Genomic DNA, 13,657 nt, shown 5'->3' on the forward strand with positions numbered 1-13,657 from the left:
CGGTGCTCGACTCCTGGCGACTCCGGGGGTGCTCAGGGGGTATCCCCGATGTTGTACCGCCGCCGAGCGAGCCAGTATCGATGACATGGAGCAGAACTCGAGCGGGCCCGGTGGGTTCGACCGCAGCCGCCTGCAGGACGTGCAGACCTGGCAGCGTAGCCGGTCGGACCGGATGGTGGCCGGTGTCTGCGGCGGGATCGGCCGTGCGCTGAACATCGACCCGGTGCTGATCCGCGTGGTGATGGCGGTGCTCATCATCAGCGGACCGGGGATCATCTTCTACATCGCCGCCTGGGTGCTGATGCCCGACGAGGGCAGCCAGCGCTCCGCGGCCCAGGGTCTGCTCGGCGACCGGATCCGGCCGGACCACCCGTGGCTGTGGCCTGTCATCATCGGCGTCTGCGTGTTCGTCGCCATCGCGATGATGTCGTCGTTCAACATCGGCCGGTTCGTCCCCGGGCCGCTGATCGTGCTCGCCGTGATCTGGCTGGTCGCGCGGCACCGCCGGAGGGATCGGCGCGGCCGGCGCGCAGGCTGGGCCGGTCCCGGAACGCAGTGGCAGGGCGGCCAGCCCGCCGCACCGCGTCCGCAGGACTCCACTGCGGCGAACCAGCAGCCGACCGGCACCTCGGCGTACATGGCACCCCAGAACGGCCCGTCAGCTCCCCCGACGGGTCCGTCGTCCTCGGCCACACAGAGACCCCAGGACCGCACCGTCGAACCGGTCCAGGCTGTGTGGACCGAGGACGACCCCCTCGGCCTGTACGTCGACGAGCCGCCGGCCGGACCGCCGTCGGAGCCGGCCCGGTCCGCGAAGGCCGAGCCACCCGCCAAGGGGATGCGCGGGGTCAAGTCGATCATCGTCGTGCTGACCGGTATCGCGATCGCGATCGCCGCGGCCGCCGGTGCCTCGACTGCCACGATGCTGATCATCGGCCTGATCACGCTGGGCGGCGGCATGCTGGTCGGTGGCTTCGTCGGCAAAACCGTCGCGCTGCTGCCGCTGGGCATCCTGCTCGCCGTCGGCGCGATCGTCAGCACCGTGTTCACGGAGGTGCCGCGCAACTTCGCCGACACCAACTACGTCGCGCCGACCGGTGAGAAGATCGGGGCGACCGGGCAGTCGTACACCTTCGACGCCGGATCGGTGCACCTGGACCTGACCAAGGCCACCTTCGCACCGGGTGCGAAGGTAGAGGTGCACGGTGGCGTCGGCGAGGTCGTGGTGAAACTGCCCGAGACCGTTGACATCGACGGCAACCTGGCCGCCAAGATGGGTGACGTGACCTGGCTGAACGAGCACCACGGCGGCCGGAACGCGGAACTGAACATCAAGGACCTGGGACCCGACGGCAAGGCCGGGCCGCAGCAAGTCACCCTCGACCTCGACCTCAAGGTCGGCAGCATCACAGTGGAGCGCGCATGAGGAAGACGAAGCCGGATGTCCCGGGCGTCATCGCGGGCACCATTCTGTCCGGCGGCGCCACCGTCTGGATGCTGACCGACAACGGCGTCCTGCAGACCGACGACCTCGGCCTGACCGCGGCCCTCCTGCTCGTCGCCGCCGGCGTCATCGGCCTCGCCGCCTCCCACCGCGGCTGAAATTCGATCGACCGCCGTCGCGACGGTCCCCCACCGCGGGACGGTACGCCGACCGACGCGGCAACCGGATGGTGTTCGTTGCCGGTGGCATCTTGCTGGCCGGATGGTGCGTGTTCGCCCTGACCGCGTCCGCCCCGAGGCCGGGGGCTCGGTTAGGCTTGTGGACCGCTCATCGGCTTCGGCCGGGGCGAGTACCCGAGGGGCCCGGGTGAAGCGGGCCCCGTTGTCAAGGAGTTCCGATGGTGCGCGGCACCGTGAAGTGGTTCAACGCCGACAAGGGCTATGGCTTCCTTGCCGTCGACGGACAGGACGACGTCTTCGTCCACTGGAGCAAGATCGTCTCCGACGGCTACAAGACGCTGGAGGACGGTCAGCAGGTCGACTTCCAGATCGTCGACGGGCCGAAGGGCCGCGAGGCCGACACGGTCACGCCGGTCTGACCACGCGAAGGACCGACCGCGCAAAGCTGTTGCCCCCGGCCACGCCGTTCCCCGGTTTCCGGACTGCACCGGGAGTCGTCAACCGATAACCTGACCACCTCACCTTGGGAGGGTCAGAGACGTGACAGAGCCGGTACCCGTCATCCGCAGGCTCGAGCAGGCGCTGGCCGACGACGACTTCGCCTGGTCGCTGCTGCTGGTCGGCGAGGACCAGACCGACAAGCTGGCCACGCTGACCGGCGACCTGCGCGGACCGTACTCGAGGACGGGCGACGGCAAGCAGATCACCTCGGGCTTCTCCTACTGGGGTATCGGTCCGACGATCGCCTGGGCGAACGCGACCAACGACCCGTTCTACCTGGTGATGAAGGCCGGCGCGGAGTCGTTCCTGCGGCACTGGCGCAAGGTCCGCCCGCACGTCGAGAACGGCGGCTTCCATCTGGTCAGCCTCGGCGTCGGCACCGGGGTGAAGGACCGCACCATCCTCGGCGACATGCGCCGGCAGAACCGGGGCATGTACTACATCCCGGTCGACATGAGCTCGGAGATGCTCCGGATGGGCACGCTGGAGTCGGTCCGCGGCGTCCGCTTCCCGATGTCGCAGGTGCTGCCGGTGCAGCTCGACTTCTCGATCGACGACAACATGAGCGAGCTGGCCCAGATGCTGGCGCGGCTGGTCGGCAAGGACCCGCTGCTGTACACGCTGACCGGCAACACGCTGGCGAACTTCGAGAGTGACGAGGACCTGCTCCGCACCATCACCCGGGGCCTGCGCCCGCAGGACCGGCTGCTGCTCGAGGTGGCCAGCACGAGCAGCCTGGATCAGGACGCCGCCAAGGCGGCAGCCGACGAGTACCACCAGACCCGGGCGTTCGCCGAGTTCGTCACCAGCGCCCTGCGGTACAACACCGACCTGAAGATCGACAACGACCGGATCGACTTCCGCGGTGAGGTCGAGACCGACGACGCCCTGCGGGTGAAGATCGTCTGGCAGAACAACACCGGCGAACCGATCGTGATGGGTCTGCCCGACCACACCGAGGTGGTGCTGGACCCCGAGGACACGATCCTGCTGTACACCACCCGCAAGTTCTCCACCGAGCGGCTGAAGCGACTCACCGCCGCCTGTGACCTGACGCCGATCGAGCACGCGCACTCCGGTTTCCGGCACACCCGCCGGCCGAGCCCGTTCGGCCTCGATCTGCTCCTCCTCGCTCCGGGCACCGTCGAAGGCCCGGCCGTCACCACCCTCGCCGACGACATCTGGTCGACATGATCTCTGCCAGTGCGCGGCGGACGGTGGTCACCGCACTGAGCCACGGACTACTGGGCCTCGCGTTCTCCCTTGGGGTGATCTGGTTCTTCTGGCCGGAGAACTCCCGGTGGGAGCCGGCGGTGAACTCGCTGACCCTGGTCGCCGGGCTGACCGGTATCTTCGTCGAGCGCCTGACCGCCGAGGCTGAACGTCGTACCGAAGTACTCCGGGCGGTCGCGGACGAACTGGAGGAGAACAAGCGGCTCCTGAACGACGAGCGGTTCTCCGCGGCGACGCCGACGACGCGGCAGGTGTACCCGCGGCTCGTGGTGTCGGCGGTGGACCTCGCGCTCGTCTCGGGAGCCCTCGGGTTGCACCGCGACTCGGAGCTGGTCGGCCTGCTGCACCGGTGGCGCGACACCGTGAACCTGTTCAACCGGCGGCTCGATCTCACCGAGATCAGCACGTTCTCGAACAGCATCTCGTCCGAGGAACTGGCCGCCTTCCATCGAGCCCTGCACCGGGAGAACAGCTACTTCGCCGCCACCCGGGACAAGCTCGAGACCCTGCTCACCCGGCTGCCCGCGTCTTAACGGCCGAGGCCGTAAACAGACCATCCGCATTTGGCCCGAGCGGTTGACTTGGCCACATTCCCAGGGCTTCACTTTCGGACAGGACCGTAAATACGGCACCCCGGAGGCCCCTCGCATGCGATCAGCCCGCTCGCTCATCGCGGTGGCACTTGCCGCCGTACTCGTGACGACCCTGACCACTCCCGCCCAGGCGAACCACACACCACCGACAGGCAAGCTCGTGTCACTCGGTATCCCGCTGTCCGACGTACTCCTGATCGGGGGCACCGTCGCCCCCGGCCCGAACGGCAAGACCGCGATCTGGAACGTGTCCACCGGCAGTCCGGCGTACCTGAACGCCGTCGACCCGGCCACCGGCGAGAGCCTGCTGTCCGCGGCACTGCCCGGCGCCGACGGCAGCTACGCGGTCGCCGCGACCCCGGACGGGACGATCTATGTCGGCACGTACAACAACGGCCACCTCTATCGTCTGCGTCCCGGCTCCGGGAGCACGGTCGAGGACCTCGGCCGCCCGATCCCCTCCGAGACGTTCATCTGGCGGATCACCACCGACGAGCAGGGCAATGTGTACGGCGGCACGTTCCCGAACGGCAAGGTGTTCCGGTACGACGACCAGACCGGCGCCGTCCGCGACTACGGCCAGCTGAAGGCCGGCCAGCCGTACGTCAAGAGCATCGACTACGCCGACGGCAAGATCTACACCGGCTCGCTGCCCGACGCGCACATCATGGAGCTCGACGTCGCCAGCGGAGCGATCACCGAACTGCCGTCGCCGCCGGGGCTCGGCGACCCGGCCGACAAGGTCGTGTACGACCTGAACGCCCGCGGGGGCCGCGTGTACGCTCGGATCAGTACCGCCTTCCCCGGCCCGCTGTACGTCTGGGACATCGCCTCCCGCACCTGGGTGGACGAGATCCCGAACGCGCACGGCCTGGACATCTCCCCGGTCGGCGCGAACGGCGAGATCTACCTGATCCAGGCCAGTGAGCTGAAGAAGTACGACCCGGCGACCAAGACACTGACCGGGACCGGCCTCACCTTCACCGGCCGGATCCAGAACGCCCGCGCGATCGGGTACGCCGACCTCGACCTGCCCGACTACCCGGGCACAAGTGTCGTCGGCACGCTCTGGCGCGGCGAGGAGTTCCGGTACAACCCGCAGACCGGCAAGTCGGAGATCTTCGAGACCAAGGTCCGCCGCGAGCCGATCGAGATCCTGTCGGTCGCCGGCGGCAAGTCCAAGGTGTACGCCGGTGGGTTCCTGAACGGCGGCGTCTCCGTCGTCGATCCGGCCACCGGCGACGCGGCGTACAACAGGTTCTCCCAGACCGAGGCGCTGATGGAGGGCTCCGACGGCAAGCTGTGGATCGGCGCCTACCCGGAGGCCCGGCTGTACTCGTACGACCAGACGCAGCCCTGGAGCAGCCCGGAGTACTCCCCCGGACCACCCGGTACGCCGGACAACCCGACGTTGGCGGTCAATCTGCACTCCGAGCTGCAGACTCGCGCCCGTGCCCTGGCCGAGGTGAACGGCAAGATCGCGGTCGGCACCGTCCCCGACGGCGACCGGCTCGGTGGCGTGCTCGCCATCTTCGACCCGAAGACCGGGACCACCCAGTCCTTCCGCAACGTGGTCCAGGACGAGAGCATCTTCAGCCTGACCGCCCGCCGCGGCATCGTCTACGGCGGTACGTCGATCGTCGGCGGACTGTCCACCACCCCGCCCACCCGCGACGCGGGCACCGTGTTCGCCTGGGACGCGGCCAGGTCCCGCAAGCTGTGGGAGACCGTGCCGGTGCCCGGTGCGGCCACGGTCTCGTCGGTCACCATCGGCCCGGACGGGCTGCTGTACGGCGTGGCCGGCAAGACCGCGTTCGCGGTGGACCCCCGAGACGGCAAGCTGGTCAGGTCCTTCACGCTCGGGACCACCACGTCCAGCGGCGACATCGTCGCCACGAACGAGGCGGTGTACGTGAGCATCGACCTCAACAAGGTCTACCGGATCGCGCCGGGGAACAAGCAGACCCCGACGCTGTTCGTCGAGCACGCCCACCGGCGGCTCGGGGTCCGGGGAGATCACCAGCTGCTGCTCACCAGCGGCTCCGAGCTGTTCCGAGTTGATATCAGCCGTTGACAGCCGAAATTCGACCCAGCTACTTTCGGTCCTGACCGTTATTCGGCGATCTACTTTCCGGCCCTGACTTCCGGACACCCTGGGGGTGCGATGTCTTCCATGCTTCACACGACCGTCCGCCGCATCGCGGCACCACTCACGGCGCTCGTACTGGCCGCCGCACTCTCCTCGTGCGGCGGCGACTCGGGCTCGTCGTCGACCGAGACCAAGAGCATCACGCTCTGGATGTATCCGGTGATCGGCGACCAGGCGGCCAGCGACGCCTACTGGCAGAAAGTCGAGAAGGACTTCGAGGCCGCCAACTCCGGCATCGACCTGAAGCTGGAGATGCAGCCGTGGGCGAACCGGGAGGAGAAGCTCGCGGCGGCGTTCTCCGGCAAGAAGGGCCCGGACGTCCTGCTGATGATCCCCGACCAGATCCCGCAGTACGTCACCAGCGGCTCGCTCGAGCCGGTCGACGACGTGGTGACTCCGGACAAGGACAAGTTCCTGCCGGCCGCGATCCCGGGCCTGAGCGTCGAGGGCAAGGTGTACGGTGCACCGATCTACCACACCGTCACCTCGACGATGTACAACAAGACGATCCTGACCAAGGCCGGGATCACCACGCCGCCGGAGACCTGGGACGAGATCAAGGCCGCGGCGCCGAAGATCAAGGCGGCCGGGTTCTCCACGCTGGACTACTCCGCCTCGCCGGAGGCCTCGCTGAACCTGAACTTCTACCCGTTGCTGTGGCAGGCCGGCGGCAAGGTGTTCGCCGACGACGGCAAGTCCGTCGCCTTCAACCAGGCTCCGGGCCTGGAGGCGCTGACCTTCCTGAAGTCCCTGTGGGACGAGGGCGGCATCCCGAAGAGCGCCCTGAGCAACGGAAACACCGTCGCCGACTCACCGCTGGGCAAGGGCCAGGTGGCGATGGCCTTCACCAGCACGCCGGCCGACGCGGGCACCGTGGCGAAGACCTGGGGCGCGGCGAACATCGAGATCGGTACGCCGCTGACCGGTCAGAAGCAGGTCGGCTTCGGTCTGCCCGGCGGGCTCGTACTGAACGCCGCCTCGGAGAACAAGGACGCCGCGAAGAAGTTCATGTCGTTCATGATCCAGCCGCCGCAACTGGAGGCGCTCAGCAAGGCGTCCGGGTTCTACACCCCGCGCACCGATGTGAAGGCGCCGGCCGCGGACGCGACCGCGGCGAAGTTCGCCGACGCGCTGCAGTACGCCTTCCCGGGTGAACCGAACCCGGCCGCCCGGCAGGTGAACTCGCTGCTCGGCGTCGAGATCCAGGCCGTACTGACCGGCAAGAAGCAGCCGCAGCAGGCGCTCGACGACGCCGCCAAGCAGGCCAACGACCTCCTGTCGAGACAGCGTTGACCGTCACCCAGCAGGTGCGGGACGGCTCCCGCCGCCGCTCCGTCTTCTCCCGGTCCGCGTCGCCCGCAGGGCGGCGCGGACCGGGGCGACGCCCTTGGGTCGGGCTGCTGTTCGTGGCCCCGATGCTGGCGTTGTTCCTGGTGTTCCGGTTCCTGCCGGTGGTCGGCGCGTTCCTGCTCTCGCTCACCGACTACCGGCTCAGCGGCCGCTGGACTTTCGTTGCCGTGGACAACTACACGCGGCTGCTCCAGGACGACCTGTTCCGGCAGAGCCTGCTGGTCACCCTCACCTACACGGTGATCTTCGTCCCGCTGACCGTGCTGCTGTCGCTGGGCACCGCGATCATGTTGCAGCAGGTGGTCTGGAACCGCGGCTTCTTCCGCAGCGTGTTCTTCCTGCCGTACGTGACCAGCATCGTGCTGGCCGCGGTCATCTGGAAGTGGATCTACGACGCCCAGGACGGCCTGCTGAACGCGGTCCTCGGGCTGGTGTCGGTCGGGCCGGTGGACTTCCTCGGCCAGTCCGGATCGGTACTGCCGTCCATCGCGGTGACGTCCGCCTGGAAGGGCTTCGGCTACTCGATGCTGATCCTGCTGGCCGGGCTCCAGGCGGTGCCGAAGTCGTACCTCGAGGCAGCCATGATCGACGGCGCCGGCAGCTGGCAGCGGTTCCGCTACATCACGCTGCCGCAGCTGCGCCCGGTGCTGTTCTTCGTGCTGGTGATCGAGACCATCGGCGCGTTCCAGGTCTTCGACGCGATGTACGTGATGACCGGCGGTGGACCGGTCCGCTCCAGCTACTCGCTCGTCTACCTGCTCTACGACAGCGGATTCAAGTACTTCGACTTCGGCTACGCCAGTGCGATCGGACTGGTGCTGTTCCTGATCGTGCTCATCGTCTCGCTCGTACAGCGACGGCTCGTCGGGAGGGACGACTGATGGTGAACCTGCTCGAACGACCCAAGGTCCAGGACCGGACCGAGTCGCCGCGGGTCGACCGTCGCCCGGTCGCCCGGCTCACCCTGCCGACCCTGCTCGCACTGACCGCGATCGTCACCGTCGTGCCGTTCGCGGCCATGGTCCTGGTCGCGTTCGCGCCGCCGAGCGGCCGGACGTTCCCGGACGCGCTCAACCCGGCCAACTTCACGTTCGAGAACTTCGAGCGGGTGCTGTCCAGCTCGGACATCCCGCGCTGGACGGTCAACTCGCTGCTGTACTCGCTGGTGTCGGTGGTCTGCGTGCTGCTGTTCGCCTCGATGGCCGGCTATGCCTTCGCGAAGAAGCGGTTCCCCGGCCGGGACATCATGTTCTGGGCCTTCCTGGCCACCCTGATGGTGCCGTTCCAGGCGACGCTGATCCCGTCGTACATCCTGGTCTCGCGGCTGGACTGGGTGGACAGCTTCTGGGGTCTGATCGTGCCCACGCTGGCGAACTCGCAGGCGGTGTTCCTGCTGCGGCAGTTCATCAGCCAGTTGCCGGACGAACTGTTCGAGGCGGCCGAGATCGACGGTGCGCCGGAGTGGCGGATCTTCACCCAGATCGTGCTGCCGCTGATCCGGCCCGCGCTGGCGACGCTCGGCATCTTCGTGTTCCTGTGGCACTGGAACGACTTCCTCTGGCCGCTGGTGATCGGTCAGTCCGCGGAGATGCAGACACTCACCGTCGGCCTGGCGACACTGCAGACGCAGGCGGTGCCGATCAACCAGGTGATGGCCGGCGCGACCATCACCGTCGTACCGAGCCTGCTCGTGTTCGGCCTGCTGCAGCGCTACCTGACCGACAGCATCGCGATGTCCGGGCTCAAGGGCTGACCTCCGGCCCGCTCTCCCGGATGACGCGCATCTCGTCGCCGTGGACGGTCAGCGCCCAGATGACCAGGATGTCGACCGCGATCATGATCATCGACCAGATCGGGTACGCCGCGAGGAACGCCACGTTGACCATGACGCTGACCACCGCCACGACCACGCCGACAATACGTCCCCACAACCGGCCGTTCAGCAGCCCGATCCCGGCCGCGATGACGACCAGCCCCAGGAACAGGTGGATCCAGCCCCAGCCCGTGTAGTTGAGGTGGATGGTGAGACCGCGTCTGCCGACCAGGAAGTAGTCGTCCTCGAACAGCGCGATGAAACCCTGGAACGCGTGGAACATGCCGAGCACGATCATCATCACGCCGGCGAACAGGATCCAGCCGACCCACCGGCTCGGCCATTCCGGAACCTCGACCTCACCCGGCGCCGGCGTTTGCCGGTGCCTCGCCGAGGTGGGGTTGGCATCAGTCTCCGACATCGTGACCTCCTACTCGTGGTGGCGGGGGCTCCACGGCCTCCGGATGGGCGGCGCGGTAGTCGGCGACCGGGTGGTACCGGTCGTAGAGCATGGTCAGGATGCTCACCAGGAAGACGAAGAAGAGGGTGTCGCTCAGCCGCAGATCGCCGTTCCCGCGCCGCAGCAGCACTTCGGCGACGACGACCAGTCCGACGTTGACGGCGAAGACGACGGCGAAGGAGATCACCGCGGAGTCCCACCCGTAGCCCCGCCGGGCCGACCAGAGCCCGATCGCGGAGTTCAGGATGACGAAGACGGCGATCCCGGAGAACAGCCGGAAATCGCTCGTCTCGACCCCCGGCAGCACCCGTCCGTAGATGACGCTGATCAGACCGATCAGGAAGATCTTCTCGACCGACGCCAGGTCGAACACCTTGCGGTGCGCGGCCTGGTACGCGGCCCGCTCGCCGGCCTCGTCGATCTCGACCGGCAGCGGGTCGGCCGCCAGTCGCAGTGGCCAGTCGGCCGGACTGAGCCGGGGCCGGACCACGAACCACAGGACCGCGGCGAGGGCGAGGATCGCCACCACCAGGACCGGCAGGAACCATGGGACGTCCCGGATGGTGTCGGTCAGGTCCAGCTGGGCGATGTGGATCCAGTACTCCTGCGGCAGCTTGATGAAGATCCAGATCCCACCGGCCACCAGCACCCAGAACCGGAACGAGTAGCGCAGCGGATTGCGCCGGGCGCGGACCATCTCGTAGGCGATGAAGAAGTACTCGAACGTGTTCGGGAACACCATCAGCAGGAATCGGGCGCCGCTGAGTTCAAAGGCCACCACGCCGACCTGCCGGTAGAAGAACAGGAACCGGCTGACCTTGACCGCCGCATGGTTGGTCCAGTTGCGCAGGCTGGCCAGATAGGCGACGGCCAGATAGAACACGTCCATCGCCTTGTCGTAGCTCTGGTAGTTCGGCGGGTCGAAGCCGAAGGCCTGGAAGATGGTCTGGTCGACGCCGTCCAGCAACAGGCAGGCGACGATCGCGGGCAGCGGGTAGCGCGGGATGAGCAGCGGCAGGAGGAACCGCGCCAGCACCACCGTCCAGAAGACAACGTCGACGCTCATGTCCGCAGGGACCCGGTCAGGTGTTGATCATTCTCGGCCGGGTCAGGGCCCAGATCACCCAGACGTCGAGGGCGATCAGCAGCAACGACCACACCGGCGCGTAGGGAATGAAGAAGAAGTTGTCGATCGCGCTCAGGATCGCGAGGACCAGCGCTGTCACCCCGGCCCAGGTGGCCCGGTAGAACAGCCCGAAGCCCGCCACCACCATGAGCAGGCCGAGGAGCAGGTGGATCCAGCCCCAGGCCGTCGTGTCGAGGTGGAAGGCGTACCCCTGGGCGGTCACGAAGTACCGGTCGTCGATGATCGCGGCGAGCCCGACGATCACCTGGAACGCGCCGAGCAGGACCATCATGGTCGCAGCGAACATGACACCGGTCATGGCGAACACGGACTGCTGTCGCCGGTCGTTGGTCTCTTCCTGGGTCATCTGCGCCCACCCCTCAGTGGTCGGCCACCCCCGAATGGGTGCCGAGTGCTCATCGAGACTAAGCGCGCACAGGCGGTCAAAGGATCATCCGACTTGGATGATGTCCCCGAACGCTTCGATCGAGCGGAGTACGTCGGCCTGCGGCATACCGGGCGGCTGGATCCGCAGGATGATGCCGTCGGCACCCATCTCCTCGTAGTGCGCCAGTCGCTCGGCGCACTCGGCCGGGGATCCGATCACGCTGCGTGCGGCGATGTCGTCCCAGCCCTGCGTGTAGCGGCTCACATCCGTCGAGGTGCGCTTCCAGCCGGTGTAGGCGTCGTACAGGTCGCGCAGCGGCTCCTCCAGCGCCTGCCGGGCGTCCTGCGAGGTCGGGGCGCAGAAACCCTCCCGGCAGAGGATCACCTCGGCACCGAGCGTGCCCTCGCCGCGCGGGTACGACAGGTACTCGGCGATCTTGTCCGGCAGGTCGGAGTCCAGTTCGTTGAACGACGTGGTCCAGCCGTCGCACATCCGCGCGGTCCGCTCGAGGACGGCGGACACCCGGCCGCCGTTCCACAGCCGCGGCCGCGGGCTCTGCACCGGACGCGGCGAGAGGTACGCCTCCTGGATGCTGGTGAACTTGCCGTCGTACGAGACCTCGTCCTCGGTCCAGAGCCGGGTGACGATCTCCAGGCACTCCTCGAACCGCGCGACCCGCTCCGGCTGGGTCACGCCGTACAGGGCGAACTCCTCCGGCCGGTAGCCGAGCACGAAGCCGGCGGTGACGCGGCCGCCGGACAGTACGTCGAGGTGCGCGAGTGTCTCGGCCAGGACGACGGGGTGGTAGAGCGGGGCAACGATCCCCGCGGTGGCGATCCCGATCCGCTCGGTCTTCGCCGCCAGCCAGGTCAGCGAGCTGAGGATCTCGTGGTACCCGGGCCGGTGCAGGTGCCGTTCCCCGAGCACGATCCACTCGAACCCGGCCTGCTCGGCCAGCCGCGCCTGCTCCACCGCGTCCGCCAGCAAGGGCCGCTCGCCGGGGGTGCCGTAGAGGTTCAGATAGAGACCCAGCCGCATCGGGGGTGCCACCTTCCGTTGACAGAGAGCGCTCGCGGTATTTACGGTCTTGACCGTAAATGCTTTCGCGTCAGATTGCGACCCTAAGCCTCGATCCGTGGATCCTGGCAGCAGCGAGCAGGTGCTCGGCGGAGTGCAGCGCAAGGCGGAGGGCGAGGCTCGGAGTGGGGTTCTCCGTGCCTTGTCCTCCAACGCAGCGATGTGCCCGCCGAGTGCCGCGCAGCGCGGCAGGGTCCACGGATCGAGGCTGAGGAGCCGGAATTGAGTGTTGCATCGCATCCGGTCGGGGTGCCCGCCGGGACCGGCTCGGGGCCGATCAGCGCGATCAAGACCCGAGTGGTGAGCGCGCGGTACCGACGGCCGTTCCGGATCAGCAGCGGGACCAGCACGGAACTGGTCAGCCTGGTCGTCGAGGTGCACACCTCCGACGGTGCCGTCGGCATCGGTGAGACCTCACCGATGACGGCGTACACCGGGGAGACGCTGGCCGGGGTCACCGCCGCGATCGAGGAACATCTCGCCCCGGCTCTGATCGGCCACGACCCGCTCGACCGGGCCGGGGCGCATGTGGTGATGGACACAGTCCTGCGCGGTCAGCAGGTGGCCAAGTCCGGCCTCGACATCGCGCTCTTCGACCTGGCCGGCCGGATCAGTGGCTGGCCGGTGCACACGCTACTCGGCGGCAGCGTCCGGGACCGTGTGCAGACGACCTGGGTGGTCGGGCTGGGCACGCTGGACGAGATGGCGGCCGAGGCCGCCGAGTACTCCGCCAAGGGCTTCAGCCACCTGAAGGTCAAGGGCGGCCACGTACCGGCCGACGACCTGGAACTGATCCGCGCGGTCCGCTCTGTCATCCCCGCCGACGCCGAGCTGTGTCTCGACGCCAACGAGGGGTACGACGCGACCGCGCTGCCGTACCTGGCGAAGATGGCGGACGCCGGTCTGACACTGCTGGAGCAGCCGCTGCCGCGCTGGGACCTGGACGGCCTGGTCCGGCTGCGGGAGCGCCTCGACGTACGGCTGATGGTCGACGAGAGCATGCACTCCCTGCACGACGCTCTCGAGATCGCCCGCCGCGGTGCGGCCGACGTACTGAACATCAAGATCCTCAAGGTCGGCGGACTGCACCGCGCCCTGCAGATCGCCAACGTGGCCGAGGCTGCCGGGCTGGCGGTGAAGGTAGGCTCCATGCCGGAGCTGGGCGTGGCCACACTGGCGGCGGTTCACCTGGCCGCCGCCGTACCGGGTGCCACTGTCGCGGCCGATCTGGTCGGTCCGCTGATGGTGCACGAGGATCCACTCGCTCCGACCGTCTTTGCCGACTGTGACGGCTGGATCGACGTACCCAAGCGACCAGGCCTCGGCCACGACGTCTGAGAGGTC

Annotated in this window: 14 protein-coding genes; 10 read left to right on the top strand and 4 right to left on the bottom strand. The window is 68.0% G+C overall.

The window, feature by feature from the left end; genetic code table 11:
* Positions 1 to 85 precede the first annotated feature (85 nt).
* From OG817_RS31060 to OG817_RS31100, 9 genes are all read left to right on the top strand, one after another.
* A complete protein-coding gene (locus OG817_RS31060) occupies positions 86 to 1,426 on the top strand; it encodes a PspC domain-containing protein (protein ID WP_406048155.1) in 1,341 nt (446 codons plus the stop codon).
* A complete protein-coding gene (locus OG817_RS31065) occupies positions 1,423 to 1,602 on the top strand; it encodes a hypothetical protein (protein WP_131352940.1) in 180 nt (59 codons plus the stop codon). The genes OG817_RS31060 and OG817_RS31065 overlap by 4 nt, the downstream gene beginning before the upstream one ends.
* A gap of 239 nt (positions 1,603 to 1,841) precedes the next feature.
* On the top strand, positions 1,842 to 2,042 hold the full coding sequence (locus tag OG817_RS31070; RefSeq protein ID WP_131352941.1) for a cold-shock protein: 201 nt from the start codon (positions 1,842 to 1,844) through the stop codon (positions 2,040 to 2,042).
* A gap of 121 nt (positions 2,043 to 2,163) precedes the next feature.
* Positions 2,164 to 3,318, top strand: a complete 1,155-nt coding sequence (locus tag OG817_RS31075; protein WP_406048157.1) for an L-histidine N(alpha)-methyltransferase — start codon at positions 2,164 to 2,166, stop codon at positions 3,316 to 3,318.
* Positions 3,315 to 3,890, top strand: a complete 576-nt coding sequence (locus tag OG817_RS31080) for a hypothetical protein (protein ID WP_406048159.1) — start codon at positions 3,315 to 3,317, stop codon at positions 3,888 to 3,890. Before OG817_RS31075 ends, OG817_RS31080 begins: the two co-directional genes overlap by 4 nt.
* Positions 3,891 to 4,005: 115 nt before the next feature.
* Complete coding sequence (locus OG817_RS31085; protein ID WP_406048160.1) at positions 4,006 to 6,024, top strand: hypothetical protein; 2,019 nt, start codon at positions 4,006 to 4,008, stop codon at positions 6,022 to 6,024.
* 99 nt (positions 6,025 to 6,123) lie between these two features.
* The gene (locus tag OG817_RS31090; protein WP_406048162.1) at positions 6,124 to 7,392 is read left to right on the top strand and encodes an ABC transporter substrate-binding protein; all 1,269 of its coding nucleotides are present in this window, start codon (positions 6,124 to 6,126) and stop codon (positions 7,390 to 7,392) included.
* On the top strand, positions 7,389 to 8,330 hold the full coding sequence (locus OG817_RS31095; RefSeq protein WP_406048164.1) for a carbohydrate ABC transporter permease: 942 nt from the start codon (positions 7,389 to 7,391) through the stop codon (positions 8,328 to 8,330). The genes OG817_RS31090 and OG817_RS31095 overlap by 4 nt, the downstream gene beginning before the upstream one ends.
* A complete protein-coding gene (locus OG817_RS31100; RefSeq protein ID WP_131352946.1) occupies positions 8,330 to 9,202 on the top strand; it encodes a carbohydrate ABC transporter permease in 873 nt (290 codons plus the stop codon). Before OG817_RS31095 ends, OG817_RS31100 begins: the two co-directional genes overlap by 1 nt.
* Here OG817_RS31100 and OG817_RS31105 read toward each other — a convergent pair.
* The 4 genes from OG817_RS31105 to OG817_RS31120 form a co-directional block, all read right to left on the bottom strand.
* Positions 9,192 to 9,683 carry a hypothetical protein gene (locus OG817_RS31105; RefSeq protein WP_406048165.1) on the bottom strand — a complete coding sequence of 164 codons (492 nt, stop codon included), beginning with the start codon at positions 9,681 to 9,683 and terminating at the stop codon, positions 9,192 to 9,194. The two genes, OG817_RS31100 and OG817_RS31105, sit on opposite strands and share 11 nt — an antisense overlap.
* On the bottom strand, positions 9,670 to 10,788 hold the full coding sequence (locus tag OG817_RS31110; protein ID WP_406048167.1) for a hypothetical protein: 1,119 nt from the start codon (positions 10,786 to 10,788) through the stop codon (positions 9,670 to 9,672). The genes OG817_RS31105 and OG817_RS31110 overlap by 14 nt, the downstream gene beginning before the upstream one ends.
* A gap of 16 nt (positions 10,789 to 10,804) precedes the next feature.
* The gene (locus OG817_RS31115) at positions 10,805 to 11,215 is read right to left on the bottom strand and encodes a hypothetical protein (protein WP_396391686.1); all 411 of its coding nucleotides are present in this window, start codon (positions 11,213 to 11,215) and stop codon (positions 10,805 to 10,807) included.
* 84 nt (positions 11,216 to 11,299) lie between these two features.
* Entirely contained in the window at positions 11,300 to 12,274 is a 975-nt protein-coding gene (locus tag OG817_RS31120) for an LLM class flavin-dependent oxidoreductase (protein ID WP_406048169.1), read from the bottom strand.
* A 261-nt stretch (positions 12,275 to 12,535) separates the two neighbouring features.
* Here OG817_RS31120 and OG817_RS31125 point away from each other — a divergent pair, with 261 nt between their 5' ends.
* Complete coding sequence (locus tag OG817_RS31125; RefSeq protein ID WP_406048171.1) at positions 12,536 to 13,651, top strand: mandelate racemase/muconate lactonizing enzyme family protein; 1,116 nt, start codon at positions 12,536 to 12,538, stop codon at positions 13,649 to 13,651.
* Positions 13,652 to 13,657: the final 6 nt, after the last annotated feature.

Source organism: Kribbella sp. NBC_00889 (assembly GCF_045207705.1).
Taxonomy (GTDB): domain Bacteria; phylum Actinomycetota; class Actinomycetes; order Propionibacteriales; family Kribbellaceae; genus Kribbella.

Coding starts and splice junctions, on each gene's coding strand:
- OG817_RS31115 (WP_396391686.1), bottom strand. CDS start 11,215: ATGACCCAGGAAGAGACCAACGACCGGCGACAGCAGTCCGTGTTCGCC.
- OG817_RS31070 (WP_131352941.1), top strand. CDS start 1,842: ATGGTGCGCGGCACCGTGAAGTGGTTCAACGCCGACAAGGGCTATGGC.
- OG817_RS31060 (WP_406048155.1), top strand. CDS start 86: ATGGAGCAGAACTCGAGCGGGCCCGGTGGGTTCGACCGCAGCCGCCTG.
- OG817_RS31110 (WP_406048167.1), bottom strand. CDS start 10,788: ATGAGCGTCGACGTTGTCTTCTGGACGGTGGTGCTGGCGCGGTTCCTC.
- OG817_RS31100 (WP_131352946.1), top strand. CDS start 8,330: ATGGTGAACCTGCTCGAACGACCCAAGGTCCAGGACCGGACCGAGTCG.
- OG817_RS31120 (WP_406048169.1), bottom strand. CDS start 12,274: ATGCGGCTGGGTCTCTATCTGAACCTCTACGGCACCCCCGGCGAGCGG.
- OG817_RS31085 (WP_406048160.1), top strand. CDS start 4,006: ATGCGATCAGCCCGCTCGCTCATCGCGGTGGCACTTGCCGCCGTACTC.
- OG817_RS31080 (WP_406048159.1), top strand. CDS start 3,315: ATGATCTCTGCCAGTGCGCGGCGGACGGTGGTCACCGCACTGAGCCAC.
- OG817_RS31105 (WP_406048165.1), bottom strand. CDS start 9,683: ATGTCGGAGACTGATGCCAACCCCACCTCGGCGAGGCACCGGCAAACG.
- OG817_RS31065 (WP_131352940.1), top strand. CDS start 1,423: ATGAGGAAGACGAAGCCGGATGTCCCGGGCGTCATCGCGGGCACCATT.
- OG817_RS31090 (WP_406048162.1), top strand. CDS start 6,124: ATGCTTCACACGACCGTCCGCCGCATCGCGGCACCACTCACGGCGCTC.